Source organism: Vibrio sp. VGrn 2, assembly GCF_009361695.1.
GTDB lineage: Bacteria > Pseudomonadota > Gammaproteobacteria > Enterobacterales > Vibrionaceae > Vibrio > Vibrio diabolicus.
The window spans coordinates 361,595-380,521 of sequence record NZ_RBWD01000003.1 but is presented as its reverse complement, the minus strand read 5'-3'; the positions used below and the strand labels follow the sequence as shown (position 1 = coordinate 380,521).

Annotated in this window: 17 protein-coding genes; 7 read left to right on the top strand and 10 right to left on the bottom strand. The window is 45.1% G+C overall.

Features of this window, described 5'->3' with window-relative positions:
- Positions 1–177: 177 nt before the first annotated feature.
- The 6 genes from D8S93_RS08355 to D8S93_RS08330 form a co-directional block, all read right to left on the bottom strand.
- Positions 178–1,647 (bottom strand): protein adenylyltransferase SelO, encoded by a 1,470-nt coding sequence (locus D8S93_RS08355; protein WP_152812755.1) that lies wholly within the window; start codon positions 1,645–1,647, stop codon positions 178–180.
- Positions 1,648–1,823: 176 nt separating this feature from the next.
- Positions 1,824–2,636, bottom strand: a complete 813-nt coding sequence (locus D8S93_RS08350) for a sugar transporter (RefSeq protein WP_152812753.1) — start codon at positions 2,634–2,636, stop codon at positions 1,824–1,826.
- Positions 2,637–2,810: 174 nt separating this feature from the next.
- Positions 2,811–5,795 carry a M6 family metalloprotease domain-containing protein gene (locus D8S93_RS08345; RefSeq protein WP_193621590.1) on the bottom strand — a complete coding sequence of 995 codons (2,985 nt, stop codon included), beginning with the start codon at positions 5,793–5,795 and terminating at the stop codon, positions 2,811–2,813.
- 356 nt (positions 5,796–6,151) lie between these two features.
- Positions 6,152–7,519, bottom strand: coding sequence for a TrkH family potassium uptake protein (locus D8S93_RS08340; RefSeq protein WP_152812751.1), 1,368 nt, complete (start codon positions 7,517–7,519; stop codon positions 6,152–6,154).
- Positions 7,516–8,178: a potassium channel family protein gene (locus tag D8S93_RS08335; protein ID WP_006742864.1), complete on the bottom strand. Its 663-nt coding sequence runs from the start codon at positions 8,176–8,178 to the stop codon at positions 7,516–7,518. Before D8S93_RS08335 ends, D8S93_RS08340 begins: the two co-directional genes overlap by 4 nt.
- A gap of 253 nt (positions 8,179–8,431) precedes the next feature.
- Positions 8,432–9,640, bottom strand: a complete 1,209-nt coding sequence (locus D8S93_RS08330; RefSeq protein WP_046874220.1) for a DEAD/DEAH box helicase — start codon at positions 9,638–9,640, stop codon at positions 8,432–8,434.
- 143 nt (positions 9,641–9,783) lie between these two features.
- Here D8S93_RS08330 and D8S93_RS08325 point away from each other — a divergent pair, with 143 nt between their 5' ends.
- A complete protein-coding gene (locus D8S93_RS08325; protein WP_104970040.1) occupies positions 9,784–11,121 on the top strand; it encodes a hemolysin family protein in 1,338 nt (445 codons plus the stop codon).
- Positions 11,122–11,130: 9 nt separating this feature from the next.
- Here D8S93_RS08325 and D8S93_RS08320 read toward each other — a convergent pair whose 3' ends face one another.
- From D8S93_RS08320 to D8S93_RS08305, 4 genes are all read right to left on the bottom strand, one after another.
- Positions 11,131–11,871 (bottom strand): transglycosylase SLT domain-containing protein, encoded by a 741-nt coding sequence (locus D8S93_RS08320; RefSeq protein ID WP_152812749.1) that lies wholly within the window; start codon positions 11,869–11,871, stop codon positions 11,131–11,133.
- A 220-nt stretch (positions 11,872–12,091) separates the two neighbouring features.
- Positions 12,092–13,336, bottom strand: coding sequence for an NAD(P)/FAD-dependent oxidoreductase (locus tag D8S93_RS08315; RefSeq protein WP_152812747.1), 1,245 nt, complete (start codon positions 13,334–13,336; stop codon positions 12,092–12,094).
- A 7-nt stretch (positions 13,337–13,343) separates the two neighbouring features.
- Positions 13,344–14,411 (bottom strand): methyltransferase, encoded by a 1,068-nt coding sequence (locus tag D8S93_RS08310; protein ID WP_319802972.1) that lies wholly within the window; start codon positions 14,409–14,411, stop codon positions 13,344–13,346.
- A 27-nt stretch (positions 14,412–14,438) separates the two neighbouring features.
- Positions 14,439–14,837: a hypothetical protein gene (locus D8S93_RS08305; RefSeq protein ID WP_005390458.1), complete on the bottom strand. Its 399-nt coding sequence runs from the start codon at positions 14,835–14,837 to the stop codon at positions 14,439–14,441.
- Positions 14,838–14,914: 77 nt separating this feature from the next.
- Between D8S93_RS08305 and D8S93_RS08300 the strand changes: the two genes are divergently transcribed.
- Genes D8S93_RS08300 through D8S93_RS08275 form a run of 6 tightly spaced genes read left to right on the top strand, consistent with a single transcriptional unit; the run spans position 14,915 to position 18,919 of the window.
- Complete coding sequence (locus tag D8S93_RS08300; protein WP_152812743.1) at positions 14,915–15,643, top strand: beta-ketoacyl synthase chain length factor; 729 nt, start codon at positions 14,915–14,917, stop codon at positions 15,641–15,643.
- Entirely contained in the window at positions 15,640–16,407 is a 768-nt protein-coding gene (locus D8S93_RS08295; RefSeq protein ID WP_006742871.1) for a lysophospholipid acyltransferase family protein, read from the top strand. Before D8S93_RS08300 ends, D8S93_RS08295 begins: the two co-directional genes overlap by 4 nt.
- Positions 16,408–16,420: 13 nt before the next feature.
- Positions 16,421–16,681 (top strand): phosphopantetheine-binding protein, encoded by a 261-nt coding sequence (locus D8S93_RS08290; protein ID WP_005382278.1) that lies wholly within the window; start codon positions 16,421–16,423, stop codon positions 16,679–16,681.
- A gap of 15 nt (positions 16,682–16,696) precedes the next feature.
- Complete coding sequence (locus tag D8S93_RS08285) at positions 16,697–16,954, top strand: acyl carrier protein (RefSeq protein ID WP_005382279.1); 258 nt, start codon at positions 16,697–16,699, stop codon at positions 16,952–16,954.
- Positions 16,954–17,514, top strand: a complete 561-nt coding sequence (locus D8S93_RS08280; protein ID WP_152812739.1) for a hypothetical protein — start codon at positions 16,954–16,956, stop codon at positions 17,512–17,514. The genes D8S93_RS08285 and D8S93_RS08280 overlap by 1 nt, the downstream gene beginning before the upstream one ends.
- 4 nt (positions 17,515–17,518) lie before the next feature.
- Positions 17,519–18,919 (top strand): AMP-binding protein, encoded by a 1,401-nt coding sequence (locus D8S93_RS08275; protein WP_152812737.1) that lies wholly within the window; start codon positions 17,519–17,521, stop codon positions 18,917–18,919.
- Positions 18,920–18,927 lie beyond the last annotated feature (8 nt).

The following is an 18,927-nucleotide window of genomic DNA, read 5'->3' as shown; positions in this document are numbered from 1 at the left end:
CCATGAATAACTAGGTATTAGGCGATGGGTACGGATGTTCAACAAAGAGCAATTAATGGACCATGTTAAAATTCATATGCATTTCAATAAATTAACAAAGCCCATTAACATGAACACAGAGTATAACGAGTGAATTCCACCCAAGAAAAAGATTCAAATGGGTGGGAAATGACCCATTTATGAAGAACAGCTTATCTCCATTTTCTTCCCCCATTCCGGTGGCAATTTCGCGTAATCATCAAACTCGGGTTGCTCATCAAATGGGCGCTTTAACAGTTCGGCCAATCGGTGTAATTCACTAAAGTCCCCTTCTTCCGCTTTATCAATCGCCAACTGAGCCAAGTAGTTACGCAAGATGTATTTGGGATTGGCTTGACGCATCTGTTCGCAACGCTGTTCGGCTGAAATCAGATCCCCTAGTTCATCAACCTCTAGCTCACACCGAGCTAAATACAGATCAAGCCAAGCTCGCGCAGCTTCTCGGTCGAGAAATAAATCGATTACGGCTTGAGAAGAATCAGTATCAAGATTTGAAAGCGTTCTAAAGAAGCGAGTGTAATCCGTGTTATTTTGGTGAAGGAGCTCAAACATTGCTTCAAATAAACGTCCATCTTCCGCGATCTTGGTTTTTAAACCCAACTTCTCACGCATTAGGCGGCTGAACTGCTGACTCAACCGGACTTCAAATTGACTCAACGACGCTTCTAAATCTTCTCGCTCAACGAGTGGCGATAGCGCATGCGCGAGTGCTGATAGGTTCCAAAGCGCAATTCTTGGCTGTTGGTCAAATGCATAACGGCCTTGGTAGTCGGAATGATTACAAATATATCCCGGCTCATAATCATCAAGAAAACCAAACGGGCCGTAATCAAACGTTTGACCAAGGATCGACATGTTGTCGGTGTTCATTACCCCATGAGCAAACCCATACGCTTGCCAATAAGCAATCATGTCCGCTGTTTTCTGAACAATTTCACCAAACATTGCAGCGTATGGCTTCTCTGCCGATGCACAATCAGCAAAGTGCCACTCGATCACTTTGTCCGCCAGCAACTTCTGCTCTGCCAATTGATTGGTATAGAAAAAATGCTCGAAATGGCCAAAACGCACGTGGGTCTCCGCCATACGAATCAACATTGCGCCGAATTCTGTTTTCTCGCGATAAACCGGCGTGTCACTGACCATCATGCCAAGAGCACGAGTCGTCGGGATCCCAAGCCCCGCCATGGCTTCACTACATAGATACTCACGAATGGTTGAGCGCAACACCGCCCTGCCGTCCCCCATTCGCGAGTAGGGGGTTAGCCCCGCGCCTTTAAGGTGAATATCAAACCAAGTGCCATCTTGATGCTCAATTTCCGCCAACAGCAATCCACGTCCATCGCCCAAGTCTGGGTTGTAAACGCCAAACTGATGTCCTGCGTATTTCATCGCCAGAGGGCGAAACGGTTCGAATTCGCTTTGCCCAGAAAAAACCGCCAATAGCTCATCGCTTTGCTTTGCTGGTAAACCAAACTGCTGCGCAAACTCACCATTCCAAACGACCCAACGAGTATTATCCAAGGGTTGCGGCTCGACCAAAGTATAGAAAGCTGACGGTAATTGACTAAAGCGATGGGTGAAACTGACCCGTTGCCAAATGGACATGTGGGGTTCCTTAATAAAAAGAAGTACTGCTGTCAGTATACGTGTGAACATCACTGTCATTCAGCCATGAAATGGGCATGGGTATTTTGCGTGAATAACGTGAAGGCGGTAGGAAGGTATTAACCCGCTGCATACCACCTCACAAACGGAAGTGGCATGTAAAAGCGATCAAATGATTAAGCGGAAAACTCTTCACCCGTTTTTGGTGGCTCTGATGGTGTATCAAAACGAGCGCGTTCAATGTCCACGACCGTTTTATAGCTCAACGATAACAAAGCCAACTGGTACGCACCGAAAATACCATAGGCAACACCCACAAGACTCAGCATGAAAAGGTTAGTAAAGTGACTAAAGATAAGCTGACTGAGCAATCCCGCGCCCAATGGAATTAAGCCCATCAAAATGAATACTTGTTTGTTGTATGGTCTGCTTTGGTTCCACGAACGACGCAAGCTGCGCGGCTGATGATCCATTGCGGTCGCTGGCAACACTAACGACCAGCGCGCCATCACCCAATAGCCCGGAATGCTTGCAACCGTTGTGATAAATGCCATGGCGACAAAATCAGGTTCACCACTTTCTGCAATATAGAGAAACGACAACACAAAGATTGGGATACCAATGACGAGCATCATCATCAACCCAAATAATATCCACCAGCCAATGAAACGGAATTCTCTGGCTGACAAGCGAAATACATCCAACGCTGAGTGCATGTAATCGCCAACCAAATAAATTCGGTGTACACGCACAGCCGCCATCGCGGCAACAAGTGGGTATAAAATGATTGTGACGAAATAAAATCCCGCGATGTTTCCTTCTTGAGCGTTCGCTTGATCTTGCCCCGTCATTTCAGGATACATAAACACAAAAATTGAGTGCACGATGATCAATGGAATACAAGCAATGACAATTGCGAGTAGGTTCCTTCTGACCATCACTGCTGCTTCTCGGCATATTGCCGAAACAGAAAAGTCCTCGGTTGACATACAACATCCTTAATTTATAAAAATCTGCCCATAGGGTAACCGCTGAATAGAAAAATCGCTTTAAAAATAATGAGAAACACATCTCATAAGATAATGAGAGACACTAGGAAGTAAAACAGGCACAAAAAATAAGCCACTCAATGTGAGTGGCTTATACCGTAATTCGATATCGTTTTAGACGCGGCGTCGCCAGCCCAATGCAACAAGTAACATCAGAGCCCAATAAGAAACACTGCCACTACCTTCAGAGTTCTTGAATGTCGTTGTTTTCAAAGAAGCGACAACCGTCACGGTCACTTCACCTATTGCGGTAGCACCGTGGCCATCTGAAACCGTATATTGCAGCTTGATGTTATCAACCGCACTATCCGGAGCTTGAAAACGAATTTTGCCATTTTCTACACTCGCACTTCCCACGCCCGTTAGGTTCTGTACGCTTTCTACAACCAGTTTATCGCCATTCACATCCGAATCATTGCCAGCAGCATCAATCACAATGCTTTCACCAACGGCAACGGTCGCCGTATCTGCTAACGTGACTGGCGCTGCGTTTTGCATGGTTAAATTGACGGTAGCACTGGAGGTTTCATTACTTGGATCAGTAACAGTTAGACGGAATGTCAGAACCTCACCCGCTTTTATACCTTGAGGCACTGTAAAGCTTGCCGTAGCACCGGTCGAGTTTCCGATAGAAACTGAAGTACCAGCCAATTGCTCCCATCGGTAGTTCAACACATCGCCATCCGCATCTGTGCTGTTTGCCGCCGACAATGTTACTTTCTGTCCAGCAGTAATCTTTTGGCTATCCACATCGATGAGCGCTTTTGGTGCTTCATTACTACCAAGTACTTCGACCTGCACGCTCACAACCGAAGACGAATACACGCCGTCCGTAGACAGCAAACGATATTGGAAGCTGTCCAAACCAACAAAGTTAGCTTCAGGTTGGTATTGGTTGCCAGAAATGGTGCCGTGCTCAGGCTTCTGCACAATGTCCACATTGAACTGATATCCTATGTCCATGAAATCATTGTCCATCAGGTTCAGATCGATTGGCGTATTCTTATCGGTTTGCAGTGAATCAGCTTTCGCTTCAACAATGTTGTTCGCCTCCACATTCAAGAGTGCTGCAAACGGAACATAAGAGAACCCGGCTTGCTCTAAACCAAACGTACCTATCTCATTGTAATTACCAGTCCACATTACAGGCAGGGATGATTTTTCAGTTTTTAGTAAGCGGCCAAAGTCAAAGTTCGATTCAAATTCACCGCCTTCTAATTCCACTACTAACAGGTGCTGACCCGCACTTAATTGGCTCGGTTGAGGGAATAAAATTCGGGATGGCTTTTGGAAGCTACCTTGCTGTAAAAGTTCAGCATTGTTCTGATCCAATATTAATCGGTAGCCCACGTTACCTGAGAATGGGAATCGCCATACTCGATAAGTCATGTCACTTTGAGCGCTATTGCTTTGCGCGTAAAGTTGAAGACCATCAAGCTTTGTCTCAGCATTCAAATCCAATGATACCGCCAGAGTGTTACTGCCACTTGCGTACACATAACCTTGGTGAAGAGAGTTCAACCATGCCGATTTATTTGGCTCGTTTATATGCTCAAGAGAAAAACTGCCGCCGTTGGTATTGCTGGCAATGTTGGAAATACGAACCCCGGTATCAAACCCGGCGATCGCTCTCAGACCCGGGGTCGATGTATCTGAAATGACATTGCCACCATTAGGATACAAATCGCCGGCATCACTGCTTCCATCATGTTCTAACTCATTCAGACCATCGGCCTGCATGATTTGAACCTGCATCGCGCCAACATCGTTAAAGCGATTCTGGACATTAACCGACGTCGCTAGTATGCCTTCTGCCGCCAATGCTCGGTCGTAACCGCTAAAGGTACGGTTTTCCAAATAAACGCGTGGGCCAAACTCTTTCAAGTATGGGTCGAGATACACCAGTTTGACATCGTCGTTATTCACGGAAATAGGCATCGGGCTTTCATGAGTGATCGTTGGTACAACGAAACCAGCGGCGTGTTTACTCCACGCGCTCATGTTCACTGGCGTGTCTCCTGCGTATGAGTCTCCCGGTTTCTGTGCCCATGAACCACCGCCCATCACGCCCCAAGAACCGATCGAAGCATCACTGTTCCTTGCGTACAAATCCGGCAAGCCAAGCATTAAGTGGCCAAGCTCATGTACGATCACGCCTAACGTCGCTTGATGATCAACTTGGTAGTCAGCAAACACACAATAATCGGCAATTTTTTTGCCATCTAGGGCCACATCATCGTGAGAGAATTTATGCGGCCAAATAGAAGGACGATCAAGGAATCCGGTTGAACGGTCGCCACCAGCAAAAATAAACATCACTGACAACTCTGACGGTTCTACGGTACCATTTTGATTGCTGTCGTAAGCCGAAAGATTAAAGTACGGATCCAGTTTTTGATACGCTTCGGTGAAGACCGCATTCAACTTGGCAGTGCAAGTCTTGTCAGTTGAGCTAGAGTGGCAATTTGGGTGGCTTTGCGCCACGGTCACATTGATCACACCATCATTCGCGGCACCATAACTCTCAATCGCAGGGACAACTTTGAATTTCCCTTGAGAGTTTTTATCAAAATAATCGACAACGCTTTGGCCATCGGTATTAAACACACGTTGTTCGAAGTCATGCACCATCACTTGATCATCAAAGGAGACTTGCACAACCAACAGTGGTTGTTGCTTCACCGATGAGCTACTCATCGCCTGATAACCTTGCGCCGAACGCAATAGATTTTGGCGCGCCATCGGTTCAATGGTTTTTAGAGAAGATAACTGCGGCTTAACTTGTAGATCCGGGCGAAACTTCGCCGATTCAGGCGCATCACTCGATTGAGTTTTAGCAACACCCGTCGAGCGTAACGTTGGGATGTCTGACTCGCGCTGAATCTGTGCAAAAAACCAAATGCCATCTTCATGAACCAAGGCATTACCTTGTTTATCTTCAAACCAGTGGAAATCGGCAGTGCCGCGTAAAATTGCCTCACTAGAGGTACCATCGCTCAACGCAATAGTATGCCAAACTGGTGATGGCGGAGTAGTTGCCATGCTCTTACCTGCAAGAAGCGCAGTTAGCATAGTCAAGGCGAGTGTGTTGAATTTCAAAGTACGGCTCCATCTTTTCGATTCGTTTAATACCAAGCACAGCCAGTACACAATAGCCCATAAACATAGAATGAGGTTGAGTGGCTAACGACTAAGGCTGGTATCAATTCGCTCAGATAACACAATATTATTTAGCATCACGTTACAAAAGCGTCGGATGCCCAAATACTTTTGTAAGTGTGGCTTCCGAGGGTATAAATTGAGTGAATGAATAGTATCGAAACAAAAGGAAGAAGAAATAAACTTCTGCGACTTTGTAGATAAAATTGGGCAACGTCCCACATATTTTATAAATGTACGAGCACTGCTATTAATCAGTGCTCGTTATGGTCGGTGGGGTGCAGATAAAAGCTACTTTAACCTGTAAGAACGGCGTCTTCTGGGTACTTGATTAAGGTAGGTTCAGGGCGGGCTAACATGTAGGCAAGCGTGAGTGGCCCGATACGACCAATGATCATCACCACGATCATAATGTACTTGCCAGGTTCAGAAAGCTCTGCCGTCAAACCAGCGGTAAGTCCTACCGTCGCAAATGCGGAAATGGTTTCAAACATGACCTTATCAAAGCTTGCCTTCTCTGTGAGCATCAATAAAAACATCGCGCTTGTCAGAATGGCGCCGCTCACAACGATAATGGCAAGTGACTTAGTCACGGTTTGCCAGTTTACGGTTCGTTTAAACATAACCACGTGTTTCTTTTGGCGCAAAAAGGTCCACGTAGCCATGAACGCAACGGCAAATGTGGAAACCTTAATACCGCCCCCCGTTGAGGTGGACCCAGCACCAATCAACATCAGAACAATCATGATCAATAACGCTGGCTGGGTAAACTGCGCCAAGTCGACACTGTTGAATCCGGCCGTTCGAGCACTAGCGGATTGGAAGAATGCCGCCAACCATTGACCCGCCAAAGGTAACGATTCCATTGTATTTGGATTACTCCGCTCGAGTAACCAAAACATCACCGTTCCAACGAGGAGCAATATCGGTGTCGCGATAAGCATGATTTTGGTATGAAGATGCAAAAAGTGGAAACCTTTACGCCAGTTCAGCCAGATGTCTCCGACAACAGTAAAACCAAGCCCACCAAAAATGAATAACCCGGCCAGGGTAAAGATGACCAGCGGGTCATTCACAAAGCTCATCATACTGTCTGAAAACAGAGCAAACCCTGCGTTGTTAAACGCAGAAATCGCATGAAATAACGCGTAAAACATGCCAGTTTGCCAGCCCATTTCAGGAACCCAACGAACGGAAAGGAAAATAAACCCAATAGATTCTGCGACAAGCGCAAAAATCACAATCCGCTTCACCAGTCGGTTTAAATTGACCTGTCGATCTTGCCCTAGCGCTTCTTTCGCTAACGCTTGCTGGCGTAAGCTTAAACGCACACCAAACATATAGAGTAAAACCGCCGACAACGTCATCTGACCCAACCCACCTATTTGCATTAAAAGCATCAGCAAGATCTTCCCGGCTAACGTAAAGTGTTGCCCGGTATCGACAACACCAAGCCCTGTCACACTGATGGCAGATGTTGCGGTAAACAAAGCGTCCGTTATCGAAAGGCCTGTAACAGAAAAAACTGGCAAGGTTAACAGCACGGCAGAAGGCAGCAACACACCGAGAAAACTCAGCAATATAATCCGCGGCTCGTTACCCTTACCTTTTTCTCGTTTACCATCTGGCGCGTAAAAAACGCCTTTTTGATGAAACTGCGTCATAGTGATTTTAATTTATTTGCCAGCGCATCTTGCGGGCCAACCACAATAATGAGATCGCCAATTTCCAGCTTGGTATTAAGGTCTGGCGCCTTGGTTATTTCTGGGCCCCGTTTAAACCCGAGTACTTGCACACCGTCGACTTTGCACAGTGCGAGGTCACTTAATGTCTTACCCATCCAACGAGATCCAATCACAAACTCCGTCATGGCTAAGCCACTACCTAAAGGGTGGAACTCAAGAACCCGTTTATCGAGCATTTTACGCGCGACACGTATCCCCATGTCACGTTCAGGCATGATAATGTGGTCCGCACCAATCTTTTGCAGGACACGCGCTTGAAATCGATCGTTGGCTTTAACCCATACTGACTTCACTCCCGCTTCTTTGGCGATCAGTGTGGCGAGAATACTGGCGTTAACGTCCGCTCCAATAGCAATCATCACCATGTCGTAATCATCAAGCTTAAGCTCAGCAACCGTCTCTTCGTGAGTGCAATTAGCCACAATTGCCTGACTAACAAAACTGGCAGCTTCTTTAACTCTGTCTTCGTTGATATCAACCGCTAAAACTTGAGCTCCTGAATCTTGTAGCTCTTTACACACTGCCAAACCAAATCGGCCAAGACCAATAACGGCGAATTGCTTATCACCTGTTTTCATTTATGCCTCATCTTATGCATTCACTAGCAAGCGAAAAAGTCTGCGCCCATTCCTAACCTTGTGCAAACCTGAGGACAGAGAATTGACAAAAGCTTTACGAAAGCTGACTCACTTTGAGTGTTAAGCGTATGACATAAATTAACTTTTTTCCTCATTACGGCATAAAAGCCAACACTGTCAACCCATGAGTGAATCTCCCTAAAACGCAAAAAGCCGCAACAATGCGGCTTTTGGATCGTAGAGATAAAACAGGCTATTTTGATTCGCGCTTATCGTGCGGTTTACGTTTGTTCTTAGGTACGTAATTTAAAATAGAAATCGGCACTGGCTTTCTTGGTGCAAAGCCGTCAATTTCCACTCGCTCTAGCAAGTGCCCTAAACGGCTCTCGATCATACAAAGGTTTTTAAAATCATCTTTTGAGACTAATGAGATCGCTTCACCTTGTGCGCCAGCACGACCAGTACGACCAATACGGTGTACATATTCATCTGCTGGATACGGTAAGTCGTAGTTAATAACAACGGGCAAGTTATCGATATCAATACCGCGCGCTGCAACACCAGTTGCGACTAGGTACTGGATTTCACCGGCTTTGAACTTTTCTATTAATTCTTGGCGAACACGCTGATTACGGCCGCTGTGAAACGCTTCAGCCACAATGCCGCGCTTTTCAAGTTGGCTAACAAGCTTGGCAGCACCGTGTTTGGTTTCAATAAATACCAGTACTTGTGACCAGTCGTTTTCTTTGAGCATGTGACTTAACAGCGACGACTTCATGTCCTTATCGACGGTGGTGATCCACTGCTTGATGTTCGACTTAGATGCACTGTGTTTTGCAATCGTGATCTCTTCAGGATCAATAATCGCGTTTTTCGCCAAATCACGAACAGGGTTAGATAGCGTTGCCGAGAACAGCAGACTTTGAACATGTTCTGGCATGCAATCAACGATCTTATCGATCGCATCGATGAATCCCATGTCCAACATTTTGTCCGCTTCATCAAGCACTAGCATTTCCACTTCATCAAAGTGAATGGCGCGTTGACCGTACAGATCAATCAAGCGCCCAGGCGTGCTTACCACAATATCGACACCCTCGATCAAGGCTTGTTTTTGTGGCGCATAATCCACACCACCAAACATCGCCATTGAGCGCAGCGGTAAGTTTTTACCATAAGCTTCAATGCTTTGATGAACCTGAAGCGCAAGTTCGCGTGTGGGCGTAAGAATAATCGCTCGAGCACGTTTTTTACGTTGCGTTTCGCCTTGACTAAGCTTTTCTAAGATTGGTAGAACAAAACTGGCCGTTTTACCTGTCCCCGTTTGTGCTGCGGCAATTAAGTTGCTACCACGCAGTACGATTGGAATGGCTTTTTGCTGGATAGAGGTCGGTTTTTCATAACCTAGCGCTTTTACTGCATCAGTAATCGATGCGCTTAAACCAAGCTTAGAAAATGGCATAGAAACGTCTCAACAGAGGAAATGGGCGCGTAGTGTATCAGAATCCCAGTGAAGTAACAGAAGGATTCATGCGCGTAGAGCCCGATAATAGAGCGCTGCATGATTTACTCGCAACATCACATTTCTTGCGCGTGAATCTAGTTATGCTGCTAACGTGTACATTACTGGGAAACGTTATGGACGTATTACTGCTGGTTGGATTAATCGCACTCAATGGCGCGTTTGCGATGTCAGAGATCGCTCTAGTCGCAGCCAAAAGCGGAAGGCTAAAATTAATTGCAGAGCACAACGCCTCTGCCGCTTTAGCGCTCGAACTTAAAAACAATCCGACTCAGTTTCTTTCCACGATCCAAATAGGCATTACAGTCATCGGGCTATTAAGTGGTATTTTTGGTGAAGCAACGCTTTCAGTACCATTCGAAAATTGGTTAGTAACCCAAGGGCTAGAAAGAGAGATAGCCACGGTACTTTCAACGACGAGCGTCGTGCTCATGATCACCTACTTCGCGATTGTGGTGGGAGAACTCGTTCCCAAGCGCTTTGCACAAAACAACGCAGAAACCATCGCTATTATCGTAGCTTATCCGATCCACTGGCTCGCCAAGCTCACCACTCCTTTTGTCTTCTTATTGACGTTTTCAACCGATACTTTTCTCCGATTATTGCGCCAAAACGACAGCAACGGTGAGATTGTTACCGAGGAGGATATTTTTGCTATTGTTAGCGAAGGCTCTGAGTCCGGTGCGATTGAGCCACAAGAGCAATTGATGATTCGCAACTTACTCCACCTTAACGATCGTTTAGCATTATCGTTAATGACACCACGGTGCGATATCCATTACCTAGATGCCAACCAACCTATTGATGTCATCCTTACTGACCTTCGCCAAACCCAACACTCCGTATGGCCAGTCTGTAAGGGTAGTTTGGACAATATTATTGGTACCATTTCATCCAAAGTCCTACTCGATGAATATGACGAGTTGTCTATCAGTAAACTGGCTAAACAGCTCAAGCGTCCGCGTTTTGTACCCGAGTCCATGAAAGGGTTACCTCTCCTTAACTACATGCAACAAACCAGTGCGGAAATGGTCTTTATTGTCGATGAGTATGGTGATGTACAAGGCCTAGTAACCCTTTACGACTTGTTAAAGTCGATTGCTGGAGAACTGGGCATGGCGCCACAGCAAGTGTGGGCCAAGCAACAAAAAGATGGAAGCTGGTTGATGGACGCGTTGATCCCGCTCAATGAGCTCAAGAATAAACTCGAACTGAGCAGCATAGAAGGTGAAGAGCGAGAAGGCTTTCAAACATTAAATGGGCTTTTGACATGGCTTTATGGTCGAGTCCCAAATGTTGGGGAGCACATTCACTACCAAGGTTGGCGATTTGACATACTCCTCGTTAAAAAACATCGCATTATGCAAGTCAGAGTCACCAAAGACACCGATACACCAACCAACAATAGCGAAGTGGAATAAAGCACGGCCCTATCCCATCAAATTGGGCTGTAAACCTTTCTCTAGTTTTTTCCGTACTTTATAGGAAACATCATCAAGCGTGATTTTTCCTGTATTGTGACGATCGATACCCGCATTTTGTCGGTATGCAATCGAGCCTTGCTTGAACAAAACGAAAGAAGACGGTTTGCCAATCGCAGCAGGATAGAGAATTGCCATATACGCATCTTCCAGACTATTGATTTTATGGCGATATGGCCAGTAATAGGCTTTTACATAGTCAAGTTGCTCGACCGCGCTCATCCTCGCAAGAGTTTTCGTACTCACTCCTAATGACTCAGCGGTAGAGGGCATAAATTGAATTAACCCTGTCGCCCCACTTCCTGAACCATTTTTGATGCTTGGACTGAAGGTTTCAGCGGTTTCAAATGCCATGCAGGCCATCAGATGATTAGGGTTGATCTCCAGCTCTTCACTAATACGAATGACTTTGCGTTTGAACTCTGGAGAAACTTTGCCTCCCCACGCCACCGCGTTCTCGGGATCAACAACCGAAGAGACTGTTGACGCGTCGTGTTCTTTGACAATTCGAGAAAGTAAAGGAAGTGTTTGGCGCAGTCGATGGTTCGAACTCACCAAGCGAATTGATTTGGCAAGAAACTTATCTTTTTTTTGGTGCAGTTTTTGGAACTTTACTAATTTATACAGTTGCTTATAAACCGTTTTCACAACGAAGCCGGATTTAGGGAACACTCCCAAAATGTAATCCATTTCCTACACGTTTAATATAAATATCAGCAACAATGAGTATGTATGTGATCATAATCACTATAAATTTTCTCAAATTCGATACACCTCGAAACAAGTGGTCAAGATGTCTCCAGTAAGCTCGAAGTACAAATAAAAAGGTATTGTCGAGAATAAAAAAGGTCTTACCAATTTCTCGGTAAGACCTAGGTTTACGCATCCTCAGCTAAGAGAATTTATACTCTTACAGTTCCGCTTCTCGAACCAGCTCAGCGAGCGTCGACAAACGTTGTTCGCTTTGTTTTACGTAAGGGTTGTTTGTATCCCAAGCGTATCCAGCCAAAATCGCGCTAATCATCTGCTTAATACGTGGATTCGGGTTTTGATAGAAGATCACATCTTGCAATGTGCCGCTGTACCACCCCTCTACATAAGTGCGGAATGTGTTCACCCCCACCATCAAGCGTTCCGAATACTCTTCTTGCCAATCAACCACTTCACCATTTAATTGACGAACCACGCAATCGGCCGCAAATTCCGCCGACTTCATGGCTATGGTGACACCCGATGAAAACACAGGATCAAGAAACTCGCCGGCATTACCAAGCAGTGCGTAGTTTTCTGTCGCTAAGCGTTTGACGTTCGCTGAATAGCCACCCAACTCTCCTGCTGGATTTGGGTACTTCGCGTTTCGCAACAAAGAAGCCAACCCCGGCTCTTCATTCGCCAACTGCTGCAAAGCTGCAAGCTTATCCTCTGGGTATCGCTCAAAAAACTCAGGCTCACCCACCACACCAAACGAACATGTACCATTCGAGAATGGAATTAGCCAGTACCACACATCGTGATTTTCAGGATGCACGGAAATCAGAATTTTATTACGATCGTACTCTGGCTCTTGTGGAGAGATACGATCTTCAATGTGAGTAAATATCGCTTTTCTTGGAGGAAGACAAGAAGGCTCTTCAAGATCCAACAAGCGTGGCAAAACACGGCCAAAACCACTCGCATCCAAAACAAAATCAGCTTCGATTTGATAGGTCTGTTTATCCGGCCCAACAACTTCTAAGCGCGATTTTTTGCCTTCAAACGCCAAGCTAACTAGCTCATGTTGATAACGAATATCGACGCCCTGCTCTGCGGCACTGTCGGCGAGCACTTTATCAAAACTGGCACGTTGCACCTGAAACGTCGTACCCGGCCCTGGGGTATATTTGTCCGTAAAATCGAACTGGGTGTAAACACCATTGCGACGAAATGCAGCGCCATCTTTATATTGGAAGCCAAACTGCTTTACCGCATTGGTCATTCCGGCTTGCTCGACAACCTCCATACATGCAGGAAGCAGGCTTTCTCCGATAGAGAAACGTGGAAAGGTGGCTTTTTCTATGACAACGACATCTATGCCACGCGATTTTAATAACGCAGAAACGGTGGAGCCAGATGGGCCCGCTCCTACGACGACAACTTGCTTGAGCTCTGTTTTCATTCTGAATTTAGTTTGCTTGTAGTTTTAATAAGGTGTGACCAAGGCCAATGTTGTCGGTTCTTTCGGCGACAGATAAACCTGCCGCTTCGACAATTTCTAAGAAATCATCACTGCGATAAAAACGACTATTGCCGTTGGCTAAACAGGTAAAGTAGAGAGAGGTTGCATTAAGACTATAGGAAGCACCCGCGTATTTTTGGGCATCCCAAAATAGCTCCAATACGTAAATAGTATCTCCCTTCGTTAACTGGGCTTTGACTTTTTTAAGGATATTTAGGATCTCAATTGGTGAAAAGCAATCCAAGAACTGGCTCATCCACCATACGTCAGCATGCTCAGGCAATGTTTGTGCTTTATCAAGCATGTTGGCAGGGTATGGACGTACACGCTCGGCGAACTGGTTCTCTGAGACATTTGACATCGCCACTTCTAGTTGCTGCGGCAAATCGACAATGGTAACTTCAACATCAGGATCATGCTTACAACACTGAATAGCCCATTTCCCGGTATTTCCGCCAATATCTACGAGGTGCTTTGGCTTGCTTGCAAACACTTCTTTAAGCAGTAATGGAAACGAGCGATCGGAATAGAAGTGATCGAACTTAAACCAACTCTGCTTAGCTTGGTCTGGCAGCGTCGACAGACCTTGATAAATCGTCTCCCAATTGCCCAACTCTTTCAAACCTGAAGGCTTACCTTCTTTAATCGCTTCCGTCAGATGCATCATCGCGGCGTAACAGACATCAGCCGTAAAATCCATGTTTGCGTTCGTCATACCATCGTGAAGAAGGTAAAAACCAAGGTTCGCAAGCGAATAGTTAGGTCTTTCCCATAAAACAATATGTGCGCTAATCGCCATATCCAACAATACTTTGACACCATATTCTGACACGCCCGTTTTCTTGGCAATGTCCGTGGCACTCATGCCTTGTGAACCGGCGCTGTCTAGCGCGGCTAAAATACCTAAATCTCGGAGCGTTCTGGCGGTCTGGAACACGATTGGTGCAAAAGATAACTTCTGAGCTTCTGTTTTTGCTTCAAAAGCATTAAAAGGGTCATTATTTTGATTTAACACGGAAAAACCTAACTGCAATTAATATTTTTATTGTTTAGACTGAGAGCCTAACAATGCAATAGCTCGTTGAATATCAACATTCAAGTTGTTTATCCAACGATTGTAATTGCGATGGATTTTGCCATCACTGGCTTTTAGATTTACTGAGTTGAGATAAATAATTGAGTAATATTTGTTGTTATATGGAATTTTTACTTCTGCAAAGTGTTTACGAACGTGAATTTTTGCAATAAGAACGCCTGGGCTTACTTCTTCAATCGTCCAACCTCGGTTGGTTGCCGATTGCACAATGGCCATTTTTACTTGTTTATTTTGAAGATCATAAGCAACTGGAGTATCCTCCACATTCATCACAGGTTGTACTCGTCCACAACCGACAAGAAGCAAAGTTAATAATAACGAGACATACAGCTTAAAACGCGACATGATAATTTCCTTTTTTATTATGACTTTGGGTAAAACCCAATTTGTATCGAGCTGTAAAATAAACAATTTAACCCAATATGCCAAACTCGAAGATCAACATTTCGTTCAATATTGATGCGTGGACTGCGAATTCATTCGGTTTATCCGAATCCAATGAATGGAAACAATGGGCAACAGAGATAACATGGCCAGAAGATGGCAAAATCAATGTTGCAGATATTCCTGCGATGATGCGCAGAAGAATGAGTCCACTTAGCAAACTGGCAGTGCAAACGGCAATCGAATTGCTTAATCAACATCAGGTTGATTACCTCGTATTTTCGAGTCGTCATGGCGAATTGCATCGCAGTGTCGCGTTAGTTAAAGATATTATTAACGATGAAGAAGCGTCTCCGATGGCTTTTTCTCAGTCAGTGCATAATACCGCCGCAGGGCTTGCCACTATTGCAACCAAACAGCCCATCCCCCTAACTTCGATCGCTGCGGCAGAAAACACATTCCAAAGTGCAATATTAGAAGCATGGCTGTTTTTGTCCGACAATCCTGACAAAAAAGTCCTGCTTGTTGATTTTGATGAGCCTATGCCTGACTCTTATTTAGAATATGAAAACCAACAATACCAAGGGTTTGGACTCGGCTTGATACTTTCTCATGGAGATGGCTTCACGGTGCAAAGCGGCATCAGTGCAAAATGCTCAAACCACCCGTTGCCACAAGGCTTAGCGTTTTTGCAACACTACTTGTCAGATGAAAATCAGTGGACTATTCACGCTCCGCAACAAATTTGGGAATGGCAAAAGCAATGAGTCGCTTAAATCAGTATTGGCGTGTGCTAGCAACCGGCTTTTGTTTTTCAGTATTTGGGTTAGGTGGTTTAGCACTAAGCTTCATTGTTATTCCGACCATTCGTATTTTCGTTTCGGATCAAACCGAACGTGAATATAAAGTTCAAGGTGCCATTCGATATTCATTCAACACCTTTTGTAAATTGATGAAGTTAAGTGGAGCAATCGATTACGAAATTATTGGTGCCGATATTCTTCAACAAGATCGTAATTGTTTAATTGTTGCCAACCATCCTAGTTTAATCGATTACGTTCTCATTGCTTCACAATTAAATCGCTGCGACTGTTTAGTAAAATCGGCAATATGGTCGAATCCTTTTATGAAGCACATCGTAAAAGCAGCCGGATATATTCCCAATGAAGCGCCGGATGATTTATTAGCACTTTGTGATGAACGATTTAACAAAGGCAACGTGTTGCTTATATTTCCTGAAGGGACAAGAACAACACCTGGTGTAGAACCAAAATTACAACGCGGCGCAGCACAAATTGCGGTAAGAACAGAGCGAGATTTAAGGGTTGTCCATATTACAGTAACGCCAAGTTTCCTCACAAAAGAGAAAAAATGGTATCAAGTACCGGCAACAAAGCCTTTTTTCAGGGTTGAAGTTAAGGATAAAGTTGAGATTGACCCTTTTATAAAGCAAACTACGTCGCCGACAATAGCGGCGCGACGCTTACAACAGCACCTAGCTGAAAACATTTTTCCAGAAAACTTTTATTAATAAGCAGGTCCCAGTGGAACAGTTACACAACGACATTAAGCAACTTATTATTGATGCTTTAAACCTTGAAGATTTAACCGTAGATGATATTGAAACGGATGCACCACTTTTTGGTGATGGACTTGGCTTAGATTCTATCGACGCGCTTGAGCTTGGACTCGCAATTAAAAAACAATACAACATCGTTATTGATGCCGACGACTCAAACACGCGCGAACACTTTGCTTCTGTAGCAAACCTAGCGAAATACGTTTCTTCTCAAACTAATGAATAAGTTGTAGGTATATTCATGACTGATGTAAATAAAGATCAAGTATTTGAACAAGTTAAAGATGCGCTTGTTGAGCTGTTCGAAATTGACGCAGCCGACATTCAGTCAGATGCGCACTTATACCAAGATCTCGACCTTGATAGCATTGACGCCGTTGATTTGGTCGTACACCTACAGAATGTCACTGGCAAAAAAATCAAGCCAGCAGAGTTTAGTGCTGTAAGAACCGTTGACGATGTGGTTAACGCCGTCACTGAGTTATTGAAGGAAAGTTAATGCGCCAATTGCTGACTGGTCTGTCTGCAATTGTACTGTTTGCCTACCCCTTCGCCGTCTATTTCGGTATAGATAAATTTGGCTTGAACTTAGTCGGGGGCTTGTTAATTGCTGCGTTACTTTTGCGTGTTTTCATCGCAAATAAGACCCCACTAAAAGAGTTTAAATTCTTGGCGCTCGCTACGGGCGCTGTTGGCATTGTTCTAATTACACTTGGCATGGTGTTTAAACAACACGGGTGGCTTCACTTTTACCCTGTGGTTGTCAATGTATGTATGCTGTGTGTCTTTGGACTGAGCTTAAAACAGCCGCAATCAATCATTGAAAGGCTTGCTCGCTTGCAAGAGCCTGACCTTCCGGCTAGTGGCGTGGCTTACACACGCAAAGTGACGATGGTTTGGTGCGTTTTTTTTACGCTCAATGCTGCCGTTGCGCTCTATACCTGTTTCCTACCAGTAAAAATATGGACGCTTTATAACGGCCTCATCAGCTACTTACTTGCTGGTGGCTTGTTCGCTGGAGAATGGATCGTGCGTCAATTTGTTCGAAAGGAACACTAATCGTATGAATACAACGTATTCGAGCTTTACCTCCCTAGCGACCTTGTTCGTCGCAGAGAGGCCTGAGCAATCCCCTGTCTCTTACGATCGCGACACAGTTATCACTTGGGGTGATTTCCAGCAGCACGTCGCAACGCTTGCTCAGCAGTTAGAAACCCAACCAACGCAAAACATTGCGTTGTGTTTTGGCAACAGCTACCTGTTTGCCGTTGGCTTTTTCGCTTGTTGTTATGCAGGAAAACCCATTGTATTGCCTGGTAATTACCAACCAGAAGCACTCAAAGAACTCAGCGAGCACTACGATTTATTGCTGCACGATGCCGATGTCTCGGTTCCAGTACAGGTGAGTTCGCTTTTAATCGAAGCTAGTTCATTGTTAGAAACCACATTGACTAACAAACAACAGGTTGACCAACCTTATGTTTGGCGTGAATTGAATCTGGCACAAATACCAGTGACGCTATTCACTTCTGGTTCAAGCGGCAAACCAAAAGCCATTGCAAAAACGCTGAAACAGCTCGATATCGAAGTTGCTATTCTAGACAACCTGTGGGGCGACACGGTTGCCAACACACGCGTTGAAAGCACCGTCTCTCATCAACACATTTACGGCTTGCTGTTCCGCGTATTGTGGCCTTTGTGCTCTGCACGTCCATTTTCAGCACACAACCTTGAGTTCCCAGAGCAAATTGTCCATCACGCTGATGCTGACACCAAGCTAGTAAGCAGCCCTGCGTTACTAAAACGACTCAGTGAAGAGCATAATCCGGTTGCAATTCGGTGCGTATTCTCTTCTGGAGGCCCCTTGCCAAACCAAGCCGCGCAACACAGCCAGCTGTTGTTTGGGTCACTTCCTATTGAAGTTTTTGGCAGCACAGAAACCGGCGGCATCGCTTACCGTCAGCAGCACGTAGCCAGCACTCCTTGGACGTTATTCCCAGGTGTTGAAGCAAAGCTTAACCATGAAAATTGTTTAAAGCTCCGCTCGCCACACATTGATGAAAACACTTGGTACCAAACTGCGGATGAATGCTATTTCCATGATAGTATTTCTTTTGAATTGCGTGGACGCACTGACCGAATCGTCAAAGTCGAAGAAAAGCGTATTTCCCTTGTCGAAGTGGAAAAACGTTTAGAGCAACTGCCGTGGGTTCAAGAAAGCGTGGTGATCCCAATGGAAGAATCAGGTCGCCTCACGTTAGTCTCGATCATCGTACTTAACGATAAAGGCAGCAATGTGCTTGATGAACTTGGTAAAGGCAAGTTTTGGCTTGAGCTTCGCAAGGCACTGCGCAATTGGCTAGAACCGATCGCTATCCCGAGAAAATTCCGAGTGGTCGACGAAATTCCATTGAACAGCCAAGGCAAACGCCAAGTTGCTGAAATTGAAAAACTATTCCAATAAAGCTAGTA

Coding starts and splice junctions, on each gene's coding strand:
- D8S93_RS08355 (WP_152812755.1), bottom strand. CDS start 1,647: ATGTCCATTTGGCAACGGGTCAGTTTCACCCATCGCTTTAGTCAATTA.
- D8S93_RS08350 (WP_152812753.1), bottom strand. CDS start 2,636: ATGTCAACCGAGGACTTTTCTGTTTCGGCAATATGCCGAGAAGCAGCA.
- D8S93_RS08340 (WP_152812751.1), bottom strand. CDS start 7,519: ATGACGCAGTTTCATCAAAAAGGCGTTTTTTACGCGCCAGATGGTAAA.
- D8S93_RS08335 (WP_006742864.1), bottom strand. CDS start 8,178: ATGAAAACAGGTGATAAGCAATTCGCCGTTATTGGTCTTGGCCGATTT.
- D8S93_RS08330 (WP_046874220.1), bottom strand. CDS start 9,640: ATGCCATTTTCTAAGCTTGGTTTAAGCGCATCGATTACTGATGCAGTA.
- D8S93_RS08325 (WP_104970040.1), top strand. CDS start 9,784: ATGCTGCTAACGTGTACATTACTGGGAAACGTTATGGACGTATTACTG.
- D8S93_RS08320 (WP_152812749.1), bottom strand. CDS start 11,871: ATGGATTACATTTTGGGAGTGTTCCCTAAATCCGGCTTCGTTGTGAAA.
- D8S93_RS08315 (WP_152812747.1), bottom strand. CDS start 13,336: ATGAAAACAGAGCTCAAGCAAGTTGTCGTCGTAGGAGCGGGCCCATCT.
- D8S93_RS08305 (WP_005390458.1), bottom strand. CDS start 14,837: ATGTCGCGTTTTAAGCTGTATGTCTCGTTATTATTAACTTTGCTTCTT.
- D8S93_RS08300 (WP_152812743.1), top strand. CDS start 14,915: ATGCCAAACTCGAAGATCAACATTTCGTTCAATATTGATGCGTGGACT.
- D8S93_RS08295 (WP_006742871.1), top strand. CDS start 15,640: ATGAGTCGCTTAAATCAGTATTGGCGTGTGCTAGCAACCGGCTTTTGT.
- D8S93_RS08285 (WP_005382279.1), top strand. CDS start 16,697: ATGACTGATGTAAATAAAGATCAAGTATTTGAACAAGTTAAAGATGCG.
- D8S93_RS08280 (WP_152812739.1), top strand. CDS start 16,954: ATGCGCCAATTGCTGACTGGTCTGTCTGCAATTGTACTGTTTGCCTAC.
- D8S93_RS08275 (WP_152812737.1), top strand. CDS start 17,519: ATGAATACAACGTATTCGAGCTTTACCTCCCTAGCGACCTTGTTCGTC.